The sequence below is a fragment of the Streptomyces albus subsp. albus genome (assembly GCF_000725885.1).
In the GTDB taxonomy this organism is placed as follows: domain Bacteria; phylum Actinomycetota; class Actinomycetes; order Streptomycetales; family Streptomycetaceae; genus Streptomyces; species Streptomyces albus.
On record NZ_JODR01000003.1, the window covers coordinates 49640 to 64131 of the forward strand.

Consider the following 14492-nt stretch of genomic DNA (forward strand, 5'->3'; position numbering starts at 1 on the left):
CTCGGTACGGCGGCGTGACGTCGACGGCGCTGCGGCATGACGGGTGACGGCGCCCGGGGTCAGGCCCCGGCCAGGGCCCGGTAGACCTCCGCCGCCTCCGCGCCCCGGCCCAGCCGCTCCAGGCACTGCGCCTCGTCGTTCCTGCCCGCGAGGGTGTCCGGGTGGCCGGGACCCAGCACCCGTTCGCGGAGCGGCACCACGTGCCGGTGGACTTCCAACGCCTCCTCCCAGCACCCGAGGCCCGCCAGGCTCGTGGCGAGGCCGTGCAGGGCGCGCAGGGTCTCGGGGGCGGCGGGACCCAGCACGCGGGTGAGGGCCGCGGCCAGCTCACGGTAGAGGTCGCGGGCCTCGGCGACACGCCCCAGACCGGCCAGGCAGACCCCCCACTCGTGGCGGGCCGCGAGGGTGTCGGGATGGTCGCCGCCCAGTACCCAGGCCCGGTCCTGCGCCACGGACCGGCAGGCTGCCAGCGCCTCCGGCCACCGCCCGAGCCGCCCCAGGGCGTGACCGACCGCGGCGCGGCTGGCGAGGGTGTCGGGATGGCACGGCCCCAGCAGGCCCGTGCGTTCCGCGGCGACCGCCAGATGGGCCTCGTACGCCTCTTCCCAACGCCCCAGCCGCCCCAGGCTCGTCGCGGCGCTGTGCCGGCCGGCCAGCACGGCGAGAGCGGCGGGCGCGGCCGGCGCGGCGGGCGCGGCCGGCGCGGCGGGCGTGGCGGGCGTGGCGGAGGTGGCGGGAGGTCCCCCGGCGGCGGGCCACGCGGCGGGACCGGGACCGTACGCCGCCGCGTGGGTGACGTCGTCCGCGCCGGGCACGCCGGAGCCAGCGGCCACAGCCGGCACGGCCGATCCGGCGGACGCGACGGGGACACCCGGTACGGCGAACGCGTCAGCCCCACCAGGCGCCGCGGAACCGGCCGACTCGACCGACGACCCGGACACGCCCGGCGCGGCGAGAGCGTCAGCCACACCGGCTACGACGGACGACGCCGGCACACCCCGTACGGCGAACGCGTCAGCCGAACCGGGCGCCGCGGAACCGGCCGGCACCGCGGACGACGCGGATCCGCCCGGCGCGGCGAGCGGGTCGGGCACGGCGGAGCCGACAAGTGCGGCGGACCCGCCCGACGATGCGGCAACGCCCGGCGCGGGGAGCACGTCCACAACGCCGGCCGACGCCGCTGCGGACTCCGCTGCCGGGGCCGCGTTCAGCGCCGGAGCCGCGCCCGGTGCCAGCGCCTCACCCGGCGGGAAGGCCGCGTTCGCCGCCGGACCCCCGTCCGAGGCCGACCCGCCGCCCGGTGCCGGAGCCCCACCCCGCCACAGCGCCTCACCCGGCGACGAAGTTCCGTTCGCCGCCGGGGCCCAGCCCGGTGCAAGAGCCGCCGTCGCAGCAGGCGGTGCGGTGACGGCCGGCCGGGAGGCGGCCGGTGCCAGTGCGCCGCCGGGGAAGCCGGCCGCGCTCGCGGCGGAGGGCGTACCCACCGGGTGAGCCGGCGTGGCGGAGTGCGGCGGGGTGGGCCAGGTGCCCGGCGCCGACGACGCGGACAGCGCGCGGGGCCCGCCGGATCCGACCGTCGCCACACCCGCGGGCGGTGAGGCGGGGGACGCCTGGAACGGGACGCGTGCACCGCCCGTCCAGCGCTCGGTGAGGACGGGCAGCCGCGCCACGCCGCTCCCGGAGGGGGCGGACCGCACGCACGCGGGCAGCCCTCCGCTCATGCCGCGGGCCCACGGCAGCCGCCACAGCGGCCGGGCGCTCTCGCCCTCGGGCCCGGCCGGCTGTCCGGACAGCCGGGCGCGCGCCGCCGCCAGACCGTCGATCAGCTCCGCGGCGTCGTCGGGCCGCTCCTCGGGTTCCTTGGCCAGCAGCCGCAGGATGATCTCTTCCAGTCCCACGGGGAGTTCCGGCCGGTGCGAGCGCGGCGGCTCGGGCGGGGTGTCCCGGTGTCCGACCAGCACCGACCAGGCGTCCCCGCCCTTGAACGGCGGTACCCCGGTGGCCAGTTCGTACAGGACGCACCCGAAGGAGTACAGATCGCTGCGGTGGTCCACGTTGGAGCCCGCGATCTGTTCGGGCGACATGTAGTGCGGGGTGCCCATGGCGATGTTGGTGCCGGTGAGTTTCGCGGTGAATCCGATGTCGTGGGCGAGCCGTGCGATGCCGAAGTCGCAGATCTTCACGGTGCCGTCGTCGGTGCGCATGACGTTCGCGGGTTTCAGGTCACGGTGGACCACCCCCTGGTCGTGGGTGTAGGCCAGGGCCGCGGCGACCTGTTCCGCCACGTCGAGGAGGTCCGCCACCGGCAGCGGCCGGCGTTCGCCGTCCTCCAGCAACTGACTGAGGTTGCGGCCCTCCAGCAGTTCCATCACCAGATAGAGCAGTCCTTCGTGGTCGCCGAAATCGTGCACCACTGTCACGCCCCGGTGCTGGAGCGAGGCGGCGACCCGCGCCTCGCGCCGGAAGCGTTCGCGCACCACGCGCAGGAACGCCGTGTCACCGCGCTGCGCCGGCGGTTTGAGACATTTGACCGCCACCCGCCTGCCCAGCGATTCGTCGCGTGCCCGCCACACTTCTCCCATGCCGCCGCGCCCGATGAGATCGAGCAGCCGGTAGCGGTCATGGATCAGAGCGCTCTGAACCATCCCCGTGTCGCCCCCGTCGTCCGTGCTGGTGCTCGTCCCTCCCCTGTCTGCTCAGTATGGCTGCCTCGTTCCCGCGCGTGTATGCCGTCGGGGAAGGGCGTGTACGCCTTTGACCGGTTCAGCGCGGTAGTGACACCTTCCGCATCACGGACGATCCCGTCTGCGCACGTCCGGACAGCGCGCCCCCGTCCTACCCCCAGCACACGCTCCCTCGGGCCGCCCCGGCCCGCTCAGCGCCGTACGCGGGGCATCCCCAGTCCGATCCAGGAGATGATCTCGCGCTGGATCTCGTTGTTGCCGCCGCCGAAGGTGAAGATGACGGCGCTGCGGTAGCCGCGCTCCAGCTCACCGCCCAGCACCGCGCCCGCCGAGCCCTCCTTGAGCGGCCCTGCGGCGCCGACGACCTCCATCAGCCAGGCGTAGGCGTCGCGGCGCGCCTCGCTGCCGTAGACCTTGGCAGCCGAGGCGTCGTGCGGGGTCAGCGTGCCCTTGTCGAGCGCGTCCACCATCTGCCAGTTGAGCAGTTTCAGCGCCTCCAGCCGGGCGTGGGCGCGGGCCAGCCGGGTGCGGACCCAGCCCAGGTCGATGACGCGGCGGCCGTCCGCCAGGCGGGTGCTGCGCGCCCAGCGCCGGGTGTCCGCCAGGGCACGGATGGCCATGCTGCCGTGCGCGGCCAGGGTGACGCGTTCGTGGTTGAGCTGTGTGGTGATCAGCCGCCAGCCGCCGTTCTCCTCGCCGACCCGGCGGGAGGCGGGCACCCGTACGTTCTCGTAGTAGCTGGCCGTGGTGTCGTGCGAGGCGAGGGTGGTGATGAGGGTGCACGAGTAGCCGGGGTCGTCGGTCGGTACGAGCAGCAGCGTGATCCCCTTGTGCGGCGGGGCGTCCGGATCGGTGCGCACGGCGAGCCACACCCAGTCGGCGGTGTCCCCGTTCGTGGTCCAGATCTTCTGCCCGTTGACGACGTAGTGGCCGTTCTCGGTGTCCCCCTCGCGGACCGCGCGGGTCCTGAGGGAGGCCAGGTCGGTGCCCGCGTCGGGTTCGCTGTAGCCGATGGCGAAGTCCAGTTCCCCGGAGAGGATGCGGGGCAGGAAGTACCGCTTCTGCTCGTCGGTGCCGTACCGCATCAGGGTGGGGCCGACGGTGTTGAGCGCCATCAGCGGCAGCGGCACACCCGCCTGGGCCGCCTCGTCGAAGAAGACGAACTGCTCCATGGCGCTCAGCCCCCGGCCGCCGTACTCGCGGGGCCAGCCCACGCCGAGCCAGCCGTCCCGGCCCAGTTGCCGCACGGTTTCGCGGTAGAACCGTTTCTGTGCCGCGGGGTCGGCGTACCGCGTGTGCGCGTCGTCGGGTACGAGCCGCGCGAAGTAGTCCCGCAACCGCTCCCGCAGCTGGCGCTGTTCGGTGGTGTACTCGAGGTGCACGGTCCCCTCCGCTCCACGCCGGTTCCCGGTGGCGGCGCACACAGTAGAACGTGTTCCACGACAAGGGAATGGCCGCGTCGCCGAGCCCGCCTGCCTCACTCCCCCTTCGGGCGCGGTGCCAGCCAGGCGAGGGAGGCGGTGACCAGGGCGCCCACGCCGGTGTCGAGGGTGGGCTGCACCACGGGTGCGAAGCGGGGGCTGTGGTTGCTGGGGATGTCCTGGCTGACCGTGCCGGCGCGTTCGGCCTTGCGGTAGGCGTCCGGGTCGATGCCGCCGATGCCCCAGTAGCTGGAGGGGCAGCCGAGGCCCGCGGGCAGTTCGCCGAAGTCCTCGCTGGCGGGCACCGGGCCGACGGTGAGTGCGCGGTCGGAGCCGAAGCGGGCGGTGAAGGCGCCGGCGACGCGCTCGGTGGTGGCCTCGTCGTTGTCGGTGACGGAGAACTCGCTGAGCGTCTCGAAGTCGGGGGCGCGCTCGGCTCCGGACGCCGCACATTCACTGGTGACGATCCGGCGGACGGCGTCGAGCACACGGGAGCGGGTGTCGTCGTCGAAGGACCGGACGTTGATCAGCAGCCGGGCGCTGTCCGGAATGATGTTGGGGCCGCTGCCGGCCTGGACCGAGCCGACGGTCACCACGGCCGGCGTGGTCGCCGCGGTCTCCCGCGCGACGACGGTCTGGAGACGGACGACGGTCATCGCGGCCATCACCACGGGATCGACGGCGCGTTCGGGCATGGAGCCGTGCGCGCCGCGCCCGTACAGGGTGACGCGGAGACTGTCGGAGGCCGCCATCATGACGCCGGGCCGGGTGAGGAGCGTCCCGGCGGGCGCGGGCAGCACATGCTGGCCCAGGGCCACGTCGGGGCGGGGGATGCGCTGCGCGAGCCCGTCGTCGAGCATGGCGCGGGCACCCGAGCCGTTCTCCTCGTTGGGCTGGAAGAGGACGACCAGCGTGCCCTGCCACACGTCGGTGCGGTCGGACATCAGACGGGCCGCGCCCAGCAGACAGGTGACGTGCACGTCGTGGCCGCAGGCGTGCATCACCGGGTGCTCGACGCCGTCCGCGTCGGTACCGGTGGCGTCGGAGGCGTACGGCAGGCCCGTCTGTTCGCGTACCGGCAGCGCGTCCATGTCGGCGCGCAGCAGGACGGTGGGGCCGTCGCCGTTGTGCAGCACTCCCACGACCCCGGTCCCGCCGACGTGTTCGCTCACCTCGTAGTCCCACTCGTTGAGCGCCTGCGCGACGTGGCCGGCCGTGCGGTGCTCCTGGAAGCCGAGTTCGGGGTGCTGGTGCAGGTCTTTGTAGAGCGCTTCGAGGCTGTCACGGATGTCCGGCAGCCCGGCCAGTACGACCTCCGCGGCCTGGGCGGCGAGGTCGTCGTGACCCTCGGGACTCTTGTCACTCATGGCGGCGCCTTTCGTCGGGCGGGGCGGACGTGTACGGCGGTGCGCCGGGAGGGGCGGGGCCCACGCGGCTTACGTTGGCGGAATGGCTGACCGGATGAACGCCCGCGCACAGTGCTCGGTCGCCCTGCTGGCCGCGGCGTCCGGCGCGGTGGACGCGCTCGCCCTCACGGTGCTCGGCCAGGTCTTCGCCGGGGTGATGACCGGCAACCTCGTGCTGATGGGCGTCACCGCGGGGGCCGGCGGCGAACAGGGGCTGCCCGCCGCGCTCGCCCTGGCCGGGTACGCCACGGGCACGGCGCTGGCGGCGCGGTACTGCCGCGGCGGCGGAGGAGGCGGGGGCGGCGGAGACGGTGCCGGCGAGAGCGGTGCCGCCGGAGACAGTGCAGGCGGGAGCGGCGGAGACAGTGCAGGCGAGGGCGGCGACCGCCACGGCGCCGGGGGTGCGCGTCGTGTGCGGAGCTCTGGCGGGGACAGCGCGCGGGGAGAGCGCGCGGGTGCTGGGACGCGGGGCTCGCACAGCGCGCACGGCGCGAAGGGGGGCGCCCGGGGTACGGCCCGGGCACCGGGCACGGGCTGGCCGCCCCGGGTGGTGCACTGTCTGATGCTGGAGACGGTGCTGCTCGCCGCGTTCGCAGCGGCGGCGGCCGGACTGGACGGCCGGCCGGAGGGCGGCTGGCGCACGGTTCTGCTGGTGGCGGCGGCCTTCGCGATGGGCGCCCAGTCCGCCGCGATGCTGGCGGGCGGCACGCTGGCGGCGCCGAGCACCTACTTCACCGGGACGCTCACCGCGCTGTTCGCCCAGCTCCCGGCCGGCGGCAGGGCACCCGGCGGTTGGGCCGCCGTACGTCTCGTGGCGGTCACCTGCGGTGCGGCGGGCGCCGTCGCGCTGCGGAGCACCGTTCCGCAGAGCGCGTTCGGGGTGCCCGCCGTACTGGTCGCGGGCGCCCTCCTGCTCCAGTTCGGCGGCGAGCGGGCCGCGCGCGAGTAGGCGCGGGCGGGCACGGCCCGGCTCCCGGGCGGTGCCGCCGGCGCTCCGGAGGACGCGTACTGCCTGTGCCACGGGCGGGGCCTTCCACGACGGGCTGGCGCTTCCCTTCGACGCTCGCCCATCGTCGCCGCGGGCGCGAGACGGACCGGGCCGGAATCGGCCATCCGGGGCCCCGGCGGACCCCGGCACCGACCGGGGAGAGCTCGCACGCGCCCGAACTCAACCCGACCGGCGGCATTATCAGCCGAATCACCCAGATGCCCGTTTCACACCGACCGCACCATCTGTGAAGCTGGTGAAACTCATGGTGACCGTCCCACTACATCAGGAGTAACTGGTGATCCTCTCCATCTCGGGTGTCGTGCTGCTGGGCCTGATCGTCTTCCTCTTCTTCCGCAAGGACAACCTCAAGATCTCCCACGCGCTGGTGTGCGCGCTCTTCGGCTTCTACCTCGCCGGCACGGCGATGGCCCCCGGCATCAAGGCGGGCGGCGAGAGCCTGGCGAGCCTGCTCGGCGGGTTCAAGCCCTGACCGGGCGGCGAGGGAGCGCCGGCGGACCGCCGGGCCGGCGCCCCGGGAGCGGGTCGTGACCCGGTGGACGAAACCGGCGCGGCCGTCCCGGTGGCGGATGCGCAACGCCGTACGGGCGGGGGCGGACGGCGTGCTGGACGTCTGCCATCCGCTGCTGGTGCTCGGCCGCGGACTGCGGCGCCTGGCGGCGCGGAGCGCGGCCTGGTGGCGGCGCGCCCCGCGCGAGCGCCGCGGCCCCGCGCTGTTCCTGCTCGCGGTCTGCGGCGCCCTGGTGTGGCTGCTGCCGTATGGACGCACCGCCGCCCTGCTGGCCCTGCTGGGTGCCGCCGCCTGGCACGGCAGGGAGCGCGCGGCGATGCCGTACGCCGCGCCGGCCGGCCCCGACGAGACCGAGCGCACCCGGCTGCGGGCCCTGTACGAGGCACTGGTGCCCTACTTCGCCCCCGTGGGCGACCCGGCCCCGCCACCGCTGTACACGCACGGTGGCGACTGGACCGAGGTCTTCGAGGAGTTCGCCTTCCGCGACGGCCGCATCAGCGAGCTGCTGCTGTGCTACCCGGCCTGGTTCCGGGACGGCGAACCGGCCGAACGCCTGCGCATCGAGGCGGTGCTGGCGGCCAAGACCGGCCGGGAGCGCGAGTACCGCTTCTGCTGGGACCAGGAGGGCAACCGGCTGGAGATGACGGCGCTCGAACCGCTGCCCACCGACATCCCCGTCCAGCCGTTCGTCACCGCCCCCGGGGAGGCCGTGCTCGGCTTCACCGACGGCCCTGAGGTCCGGCGGACCGTCCCGGTGCGGCTCCTGACCGGGGCCGGGATGCGGGACGTGCCGCCCGTGCTGTGGCGTACCGGGCCGCGTTCGACCGAGCCGCACCTGCTGGCCGTCGGTCTGCCGGGGGCCGGGACGAGTTCGCTGCTGCGGTCGCTGGCCCTCCAGGCCCTCTGCCGCCGCGGCGATGTGCTGATCGTGGACGGTGACGGGGGCGGCGAGTTCGCGTGCCTGGCGGCGCGGCACGGGGTGCTGGGCGTGGAGACCACCCTGCCGGGGGCGCTGTCCGCGCTGGAGTGGGCGGACCGGGAGACGGAACGGCGACTGCTGGCCGCCGGCCGGGCCCGGCAGCGCGGCGAGGACCTCCCTCAGGACGTCCGGCGGCCCCTGTGGGTGCTGCTGGACCGGCCCACCGCGCTCGCCCTCCCCCGGTTCCCGCAGGCCGCCGGGCCGGACGCCGGGGCCGGGCCCGGCCTGCTGGAGCTGCTGCGGACCCCGCTGCGCCACGGCCGTGCCGCCGGGGTGACGGTGGTGGTGGCCGAACCGTTCGCGGCCCTGGACGAGCTGCCTCACGAGGTGTTCGCCCATGCCCGGGCGCGTGTGGTCCTGGGCGCGGTCCGGCCCGAGGAGGCGGGCGCGGTCCTCGGGCAGACGCCGCAGACCGGCCCGCCCGCCGGTTCGCCGCCCGGCCGGGGTTTCGCACGGCTGGGCACGGGCCCGGTCCTGCGGCTCCAGGTGCCGGCCACGCCGGACCCGTTCGACGAGACGGCCGGCGAGGCCGCACGGCGGGCGGTGTGGTCGCTGCTGCCCGGCTCGGTGCACGAGCCCTCCGCACGGCCGGCGGTCCTCGGCCACACCCCGGCGGCAGCCCCGGTCCCGCCCGCCCCGGCCCGTCCCCCCACGGCGGGTGCCCCGCCGCGGTCCGCCCCCGAGGCCCCTCACCACGACGGGTGGGACGGCGGGTACGGCGGCCGGGACGGCGAACGCGGCGGGCGCGACCACCGGGGCGGCCGGCAGGCCCGGGAGGGCAAGCGGGAGCGGGGCGGCCGGGGTCCGGGCCGGGGCACGGTGGCCTCCGCCCGTCAGGCCACGTAGGAGCGGGGCAGGTCCGAGGGGGTGGCGGCGCCGGAGCGGACGAGGTCGGCGGCGGCGGCCAGCCGGGCCGCGGCCTCCCGGGCGAGCGGCTCGCCGATGGTGAACGGGAGCCGCACGAACCCTTCGAAGGCGCCGTCCACGCCGAAGCGCGGCCCCGAGGGCACCCGCACGCCGAGCCGTTCACCGGCCTCCGCGATCCGGGAGCCGGAGAGCCCGCCGGTGCGCACCCACAGGGTGAGGCCGCCGTGCGGAACGGTGTACTCCCAGTCGGGCAGGTGGTCGCGGAGCGCGGCGGTCAGCGCCTCGCGGTTCTCCCGCGCACGTTCGCGGCGCAGGGTGACGGCCTTCTCCCAGCCGTCCCCGGTCATCAGCTCGGTGACGGCCAGCTGTTCGAGGACGGGGCTGCCCAGGTCGGCGTAGGCGCGGGCGGCGGTGAGACTGCGGATGATCTCGGGCGCGGCGCGGATCCAGCCGATCCGCAGCCCGGCCCAGATCGACTTGCTCACGGAGCCGACGGTGATGACGGCCGAGCCGCCCGGGTCGTAGGAGGCCATCGGCGGCGGCATCTCCAGGCCCGGGGCGCCGGTGGCCGGGGTACCGGTGGCGCCGGGCGGACCCAGCGGCAGGTCGGCCATGGTCTCGTCGGCGATCAGGACGGTGCCCGAGGCGCGGGCGGCCGAGACCAGTTCGCGGCGCTCCTCCTCGTCGGCCAGGGCGCCGGTCGGATTGTGGAAGTCCGCGACCACGTAGGCGAGCCGGGGTGCGGCCTCCCGCAGGGTGCGGTGCCAGGCGGGCAGGTCCCAGCCGGTGTAGTGGCCCGCCATGGGGACGGGAACCAGGCGGCCCCCCGTCTCGCGCAGGAGCTGGAGGATGTTCGCGTAGGAGGGGTGCTCGACGGCGATGCGTTCGCCGCGGGGCGCCATCAGCCGTGCCAGCGCGCCGACGCCGCCCATCGCCCCGGTGGTGATCATGATTTGCTGCGGCATCGTCGGCACGCCTTGCGCGGTGTACCGGTCGGCGACGGCCTCCCGCAGCACCGGCAGGCCGGCCGGGTAGTCGCCGTGCGTGTGGGAGTAGGGCGCCAGGGCTTCGAGGGCCCGCCGGAACGCCTCGCTCATGTACGGCTCGGGTGCGGGCAGTGCGGCGCAGCCCAGGTCGATGACGGTGCCCTCGTTCTCCGGCGGGAGGGGGTCGAGGCCGCGGGTGGGCAGCGGCTTGCCGGCCGGGACGGTCGTCCAGCTGCCCGAGCCGCGCCGGGACTCCAGGAAACCGTCGGCGCGCAGCGCCTCGAAGGCGGCGGCGACGGTGGTACGGCTCACCGAGAGGGCGGCGGCCAGCTCCCGTTCGGCGGGCAGCCGCGTCGCCACGGGGATGCGCCCCTCCAGGACGAGGAGCCGCAGCCCGTCGGCCAGGGAGCGGTAGGCGGGCACCTTGCGGGACGCGGGGGCGGCGCCGTTCTCCGCGCCGTTCCCGGTGCCGTCGTGCGCCGCCCGTGCGGCGCCGCCCGTCCCGTCCTCGGCCGGGAGCACGGCGGTGCCGCCGCGCTCCCGGCGCACCGGGTGCTGCGATCCCAGCAGCCGGGCGAGCTGGGGGGCTCCCACCGCGGAGTTCCAATGCGGCATCGTTGCGGTCCACCTCTCCAGGATTGGCCGTAGAACTGGCCTGCTTCCATGCCACAGAGTGCCATGGAAACGTCCATTGGCACGAGAAGGGGTGGATCTTTGTCCGCATCGAGAGCATCGCGAGGTTCTGGCAGGCGGCTGCCCCGGCGGCTCGTCCAGCTCTATGCGGGACTGGCGCTGTACGGGGCGAGCGCGGCGCTGATGGTCCGGGCGGGACTGGGGCTCGACCCCTGGGACGTCTTCCACCAGGGCGTCGCCGAGCACACGGGCCTGTCCATCGGCACGGTCTCCATCATCGTGGGCGCACTGGTGCTGCTGCTGTGGTGGCCGATGCGCGAGCGCCCGGGCCTGGGCACGGTCTCCAACGTCTTCATGGTGGGCCTGTCCATGGACGCGACACTGTGGCTGCTCCCCCAGCTCGACGCGCTCGCCCTGCGGGTGGTGCTGCTGGTGGCCGGCGTGGTGCTCAACGGGGCGGCGACAGGGCTGTACATCTCGGCCCGCTTCGGACCCGGCCCCCGGGACGGCCTGATGACGGGCCTGCACAAGGTGACGGGCCGCTCGATCCGGCTGGTGCGCACGGGGATCGAGGTGGCGGTGCTCATCAGCGGCATCCTGCTGGGCGGTTCGGCCGGCGTGGGTACGGTCCTGTACGCGCTGGCCATCGGCCCGCTCGCGCAGTTCTTCCTCCGCGTCTTCGCGCTGCCGGGCAGCCCCGGGGCCCAGCCGGCCCCGCGGGTGGTGGCCCGCGGCGGCGGCCGGCGGCGCGCGATACTGCGGCGGTGACGAACGGACGACCGACCACGCCCCGCATCCCGGCACCCCGCCACCCCTTCTTCGACCATCCGGGGCCGCTGGCCTTCGCACACCGGGGCGGCACGGCCGCGGGACTGGAGAACACCCACGCGGCGTTCGAACGCGCCGTAGGGCTGGGCTACCGCTACCTGGAGACCGACGTCCACACCACGGCCGACGGGGCGCTGGTCGCCTTCCACGACGCGACGCTGGACCGGACGACCGACGCCTCCGGCCCGATCGCCCGGCTCAGCTGGAACGAGGTGCGCCGCGCCCAGGTCGCCGGGCGGGAGCCGGTGCCGCTCTTCGCCGATCTGCTGCGTGCCTTCCCCGCACAGCGCTGGAACGTCGATCTGAAGACCGGCAGCGCCCTCGTTCCGCTGCTGGAGCTCCTGGACCGCGAGGACGCCTGGGAGAGGGTGTGTGTCGGCTCGTTCTCGCAGGCACGCGTGGACCGGGCACGGGCACTGGCCGGGCCGCGGCTGCTGACCTCACTGGGCACCTCGGGCGCCCTCGCCCTGCGGCTGCGCGCCTACCGGCTGCCCTGGCGGCTCCCGCCCGGCGCGGGCTGCGCCCAGGTGCCCGAGCGGCACGGGCGGGTACGTGTCGTGGACCGGGCCTTCGTGCGGGCCGCGCACGCGCGCGGCCTCCAGGTTCACGTGTGGACCGTCAACGACCGGGCCCGGGCGGAGGCGCTGCTGGACCTGGGCGTGGACGGGATCATGACGGACAGGCTGGAGATGCTCCGGGACCTGCTCGCGGAGCGCGGCGCCTGGCCACGGGAGTGATCACGGGACGGCCGGCTCCGGGCCCGCCCCCTCCCGGCCCAGGACCCGGTCCAGGAAGTCGCCCACGGCACGGGCGAAACCGTCCGGGTCGTCCTCGTGCAGCCAGTGCCCGCAGCCGTGGAAGGTCACCAGTTCGGTGTGCGGGCGCTCCCGTACCATCCGCTGCGCCACCGTCTCGGAGAGCAGAAAACTGTGCTCGGCGCGCAGCAGCAGCGCGGGCTGCCGGGAGGCGCGCCAGTGGGCGCTCAGATCGCCGGTGAAGGCGTGCTGCGAGGCCATCATGTCGTCGGCGTCGAACAACAGCCCCCATCCGTCGGGGAATGCGACCGCGCTGTCGAGGAAGTACCCGGCGTCCGGGATACCGTGTGCCTCGATAGCGGCCCCCAGTGCGGCCCGGCTGGGGGCGCGGCGCGGCCAGCCGGTGCAGTCGAGCACGGGCCGGGTCTCCGGCTCCCGGTTGAGGACCGTCATGTCGGAGACGACCAGGGCCCGCACCCGCTGCGGGGCGCGGGCGGCCAGGACGTAGGCGACGGCCCCGCCCATGGAGTGGCCGAGAACGGCGGCCGAGCCGATGCCGAGCGCGTCGAGAAGCGCGACGGCGTCGTCGGCGTACCCCTCCGGCGTGAAGTCGGACGCGCTGTCGGAGCGGCCGTGGCCGCGCTGGTCCGGGGCGACGACCCGGTAGCGGCCCGCCAGTGCGCGGGCCAGCGGCGTGAAGAGCCGGCCGCGGCCGAAGTGCCCGTGCAGGGCGAGCAGTACGGGGTGGTCGCCGCCGGAGTCGAGGTACGCCAGGCGGCGCCCGCCGAGGTCGAGGGAGTGCTCGGCCGGCGCTGCGGCGCCGGCCGGCTGGTCGCGTGCGGCTGGCATGGCGGGGCTCTTCCTTCCGTAGGGGGCTGTGGTTGCGGGCGGCCGTCTCCGGTTCGGCCGGCGGCCGGGGGGTGACTGTAGTCTCCGGTGACCGGCCCCGGAGCGTGTGCGGGACCGCCGGTGTACGTGGGTGACGGGGAGGCACGGGGATGGGCGCGGTCGCGGAGCGGTCCGGTCGGCAGCGGGCGGGAACCGAGGAGTTGGGCGACGTCCGGGAGCGGCGGCGCGAGCAGCGCGGCTGGTACTTCTACGACTGGGCCAACTCGGTCTTCTCCACCAGTGTGCTCACGGTCTTCCTCGGCCCCTACCTGACCGAGGTCACCAAGGCCGCGGCCGACGCGGACGGTTACGTCCATCCGCTCGGCATCCCGGTGCGCGCCGGGTCGTTCTTCCCGTACGCGGTCTCCGCCTCCGTACTGCTGTCGGTCCTGGTGATGCCGCTCGCCGCGGCGTTCGCCGACCGGACGGGACGGAAGAAGCCCCTGCTGGGCGTCTCGGCCTACCTCGGCGCCGCGGCGACCGCGGGCATGTACTTCCTGGACGGCGACCGCTATCTGCTCGGCGGTGTGCTGCTGGTGGTGGCGAACGTCAGCTTCGCCGTCTCCGTGGTGCTCTACCACGCCTTCCTGCCGCAGATCTCCACACCGGGGGAACGTGACGCGGTCTCCTCGCGCGGCTGGGCGTTCGGTTACGCGGCGGGCGCGCTCGTCCTCGTGGCGAACCTGGCACTGTTCCTGGGCCACGACGCGCTCGGGGTCACCGAGTCCGTGGCCGTGCGCATCTGCCTGGCGTCGGCCGGACTGTGGTGGGCCGTCTTCACCGTGGTGCCGCTGCTGCGCCTGCGGGAGCGGCCCGTCCCCCAGCACACCGCGGTCCGGGTCTCGTTGGGACAGGGCTTCGGCCAGCTCGCCGACACCTTCCGGGAGTTGCGCCGTTATCCGCTGACGCTGCTGTTCCTGCTGGCGTACCTGCTCTACAACGACGGCATCCAGACAGTGATCACGCAGGCGTCGGTCTACGGCTCCGAGGGGCTGGGGCTGGACCAGACGACACTGATCGGCGCGATCCTGCTGGTGCAGGTCCTCGCGGTGGCCGGGGCGCTGCTGCTGGGCAGGCTCGCGGCACGCCACGGCGCCAAGCGCACGATCCTGGGCTCGCTCGTGGCGTGGACGGTCACGGTGGGCGCCGGCTACTTCCTGCCGCGCGAGGAGCCGGTGTGGTTCTACGCCCTGGCGGTCGGCATCGGTCTGGTGCTGGGCGGCAGCCAGGCACTGTCCCGCTCGCTGTTCAGCCATCTGGTGCCGGCGGGCAAGGAGGCGGAGTACTTCGCGCTGTACGAGATCAGCGACCGGGGGACGAGCTGGCTGGGACCACTGGTGTTCGGCCTGGCCTACCAGCTCACGGGTGACTACCGGTATGCCATCCTGTCGCTGGTGGTCTTCTTCGCCCTCGGTTTCGTCCTGCTGGCACGGGTACCCGTCCGCCGCGCGGCTGCCGCCGTGGGGAACCTCCCGCCCGGCCGGATTTAGACCTGCGGGTGTCGGGCCGGTAAGGTACGCCTTTG

11 protein-coding genes are annotated in these 14492 nt (G+C 75.0%); 6 read left to right on the plus strand and 5 right to left on the minus strand.

The window, feature by feature from the left end; translation table 11 throughout:
• Nucleotides 1–59: 59 nt before the first annotated feature.
• From IO40_RS38550 to IO40_RS0103590, 3 genes are all read right to left on the minus strand, one after another.
• Nucleotides 60–2645, minus strand: a complete 2586-nt coding sequence (locus IO40_RS38550) for a serine/threonine-protein kinase (RefSeq protein WP_031174852.1) — start codon at nucleotides 2643–2645, stop codon at nucleotides 60–62.
• Nucleotides 2646–2875: 230 nt separating this feature from the next.
• Nucleotides 2876–4066: an acyl-CoA dehydrogenase family protein gene (locus tag IO40_RS0103585; protein ID WP_031174853.1), complete on the minus strand. Its 1191-nt coding sequence runs from the start codon at nucleotides 4064–4066 to the stop codon at nucleotides 2876–2878.
• 95 nt (nucleotides 4067–4161) lie between these two features.
• Nucleotides 4162–5472: an amidohydrolase gene (locus IO40_RS0103590; protein ID WP_031174854.1), complete on the minus strand. Its 1311-nt coding sequence runs from the start codon at nucleotides 5470–5472 to the stop codon at nucleotides 4162–4164.
• A gap of 82 nt (nucleotides 5473–5554) precedes the next feature.
• Between IO40_RS0103590 and IO40_RS34690 the strand changes: the two genes are divergently transcribed.
• The 3 genes from IO40_RS34690 to IO40_RS0103605 all read left to right on the plus strand — a co-directional run bounded on the left by IO40_RS34690 (nucleotide 5555) and on the right by IO40_RS0103605 (nucleotide 8856).
• Nucleotides 5555–6460 (plus strand): DUF1275 family protein, encoded by a 906-nt coding sequence (locus tag IO40_RS34690; protein ID WP_176572825.1) that lies wholly within the window; start codon nucleotides 5555–5557, stop codon nucleotides 6458–6460.
• Between the two features lie 337 nt (nucleotides 6461–6797).
• Nucleotides 6798–6992 (plus strand): hypothetical protein, encoded by a 195-nt coding sequence (locus IO40_RS0103600; RefSeq protein WP_016467585.1) that lies wholly within the window; start codon nucleotides 6798–6800, stop codon nucleotides 6990–6992.
• Nucleotides 6993–7047: 55 nt separating this feature from the next.
• Nucleotides 7048–8856 carry a membrane protein gene (locus IO40_RS0103605; RefSeq protein ID WP_031174856.1) on the plus strand — a complete coding sequence of 603 codons (1809 nt, stop codon included), beginning with the start codon at nucleotides 7048–7050 and terminating at the stop codon, nucleotides 8854–8856.
• On the opposite strand, the gene yczR is transcribed toward IO40_RS0103605, so the two are convergent.
• A complete protein-coding gene (yczR, locus tag IO40_RS0103610; protein ID WP_016467587.1) occupies nucleotides 8844–10478 on the minus strand; it encodes a MocR-like transcription factor YczR in 1635 nt (544 codons plus the stop codon). The two genes, IO40_RS0103605 and yczR, sit on opposite strands and share 13 nt — an antisense overlap.
• A 63-nt stretch (nucleotides 10479–10541) precedes the next feature.
• Here yczR and yczE point away from each other — a divergent pair, with 63 nt between their 5' ends.
• Together yczE and IO40_RS0103620 are read left to right on the plus strand one after the other, a co-directional pair.
• Nucleotides 10542–11264: a membrane protein YczE gene (yczE, locus tag IO40_RS0103615; protein ID WP_078565621.1), complete on the plus strand. Its 723-nt coding sequence runs from the start codon at nucleotides 10542–10544 to the stop codon at nucleotides 11262–11264.
• A complete protein-coding gene (locus IO40_RS0103620) occupies nucleotides 11261–12061 on the plus strand; it encodes a glycerophosphodiester phosphodiesterase family protein (protein ID WP_041968499.1) in 801 nt (266 codons plus the stop codon). The genes yczE and IO40_RS0103620 overlap by 4 nt, the downstream gene beginning before the upstream one ends.
• Here the strand turns inward: IO40_RS0103620 and IO40_RS0103625 are convergent, their stop codons facing one another.
• Nucleotides 12062–12928 (minus strand): alpha/beta fold hydrolase, encoded by an 867-nt coding sequence (locus IO40_RS0103625; RefSeq protein WP_031174858.1) that lies wholly within the window; start codon nucleotides 12926–12928, stop codon nucleotides 12062–12064.
• Between the two features lie 149 nt (nucleotides 12929–13077).
• Here IO40_RS0103625 and IO40_RS0103630 point away from each other — a divergent pair, with 149 nt between their 5' ends.
• Nucleotides 13078–14457 carry an MFS transporter gene (locus IO40_RS0103630; protein WP_016467591.1) on the plus strand — a complete coding sequence of 460 codons (1380 nt, stop codon included), beginning with the start codon at nucleotides 13078–13080 and terminating at the stop codon, nucleotides 14455–14457.
• The last annotated feature ends 35 nt before the right edge of the window (nucleotides 14458–14492 follow it).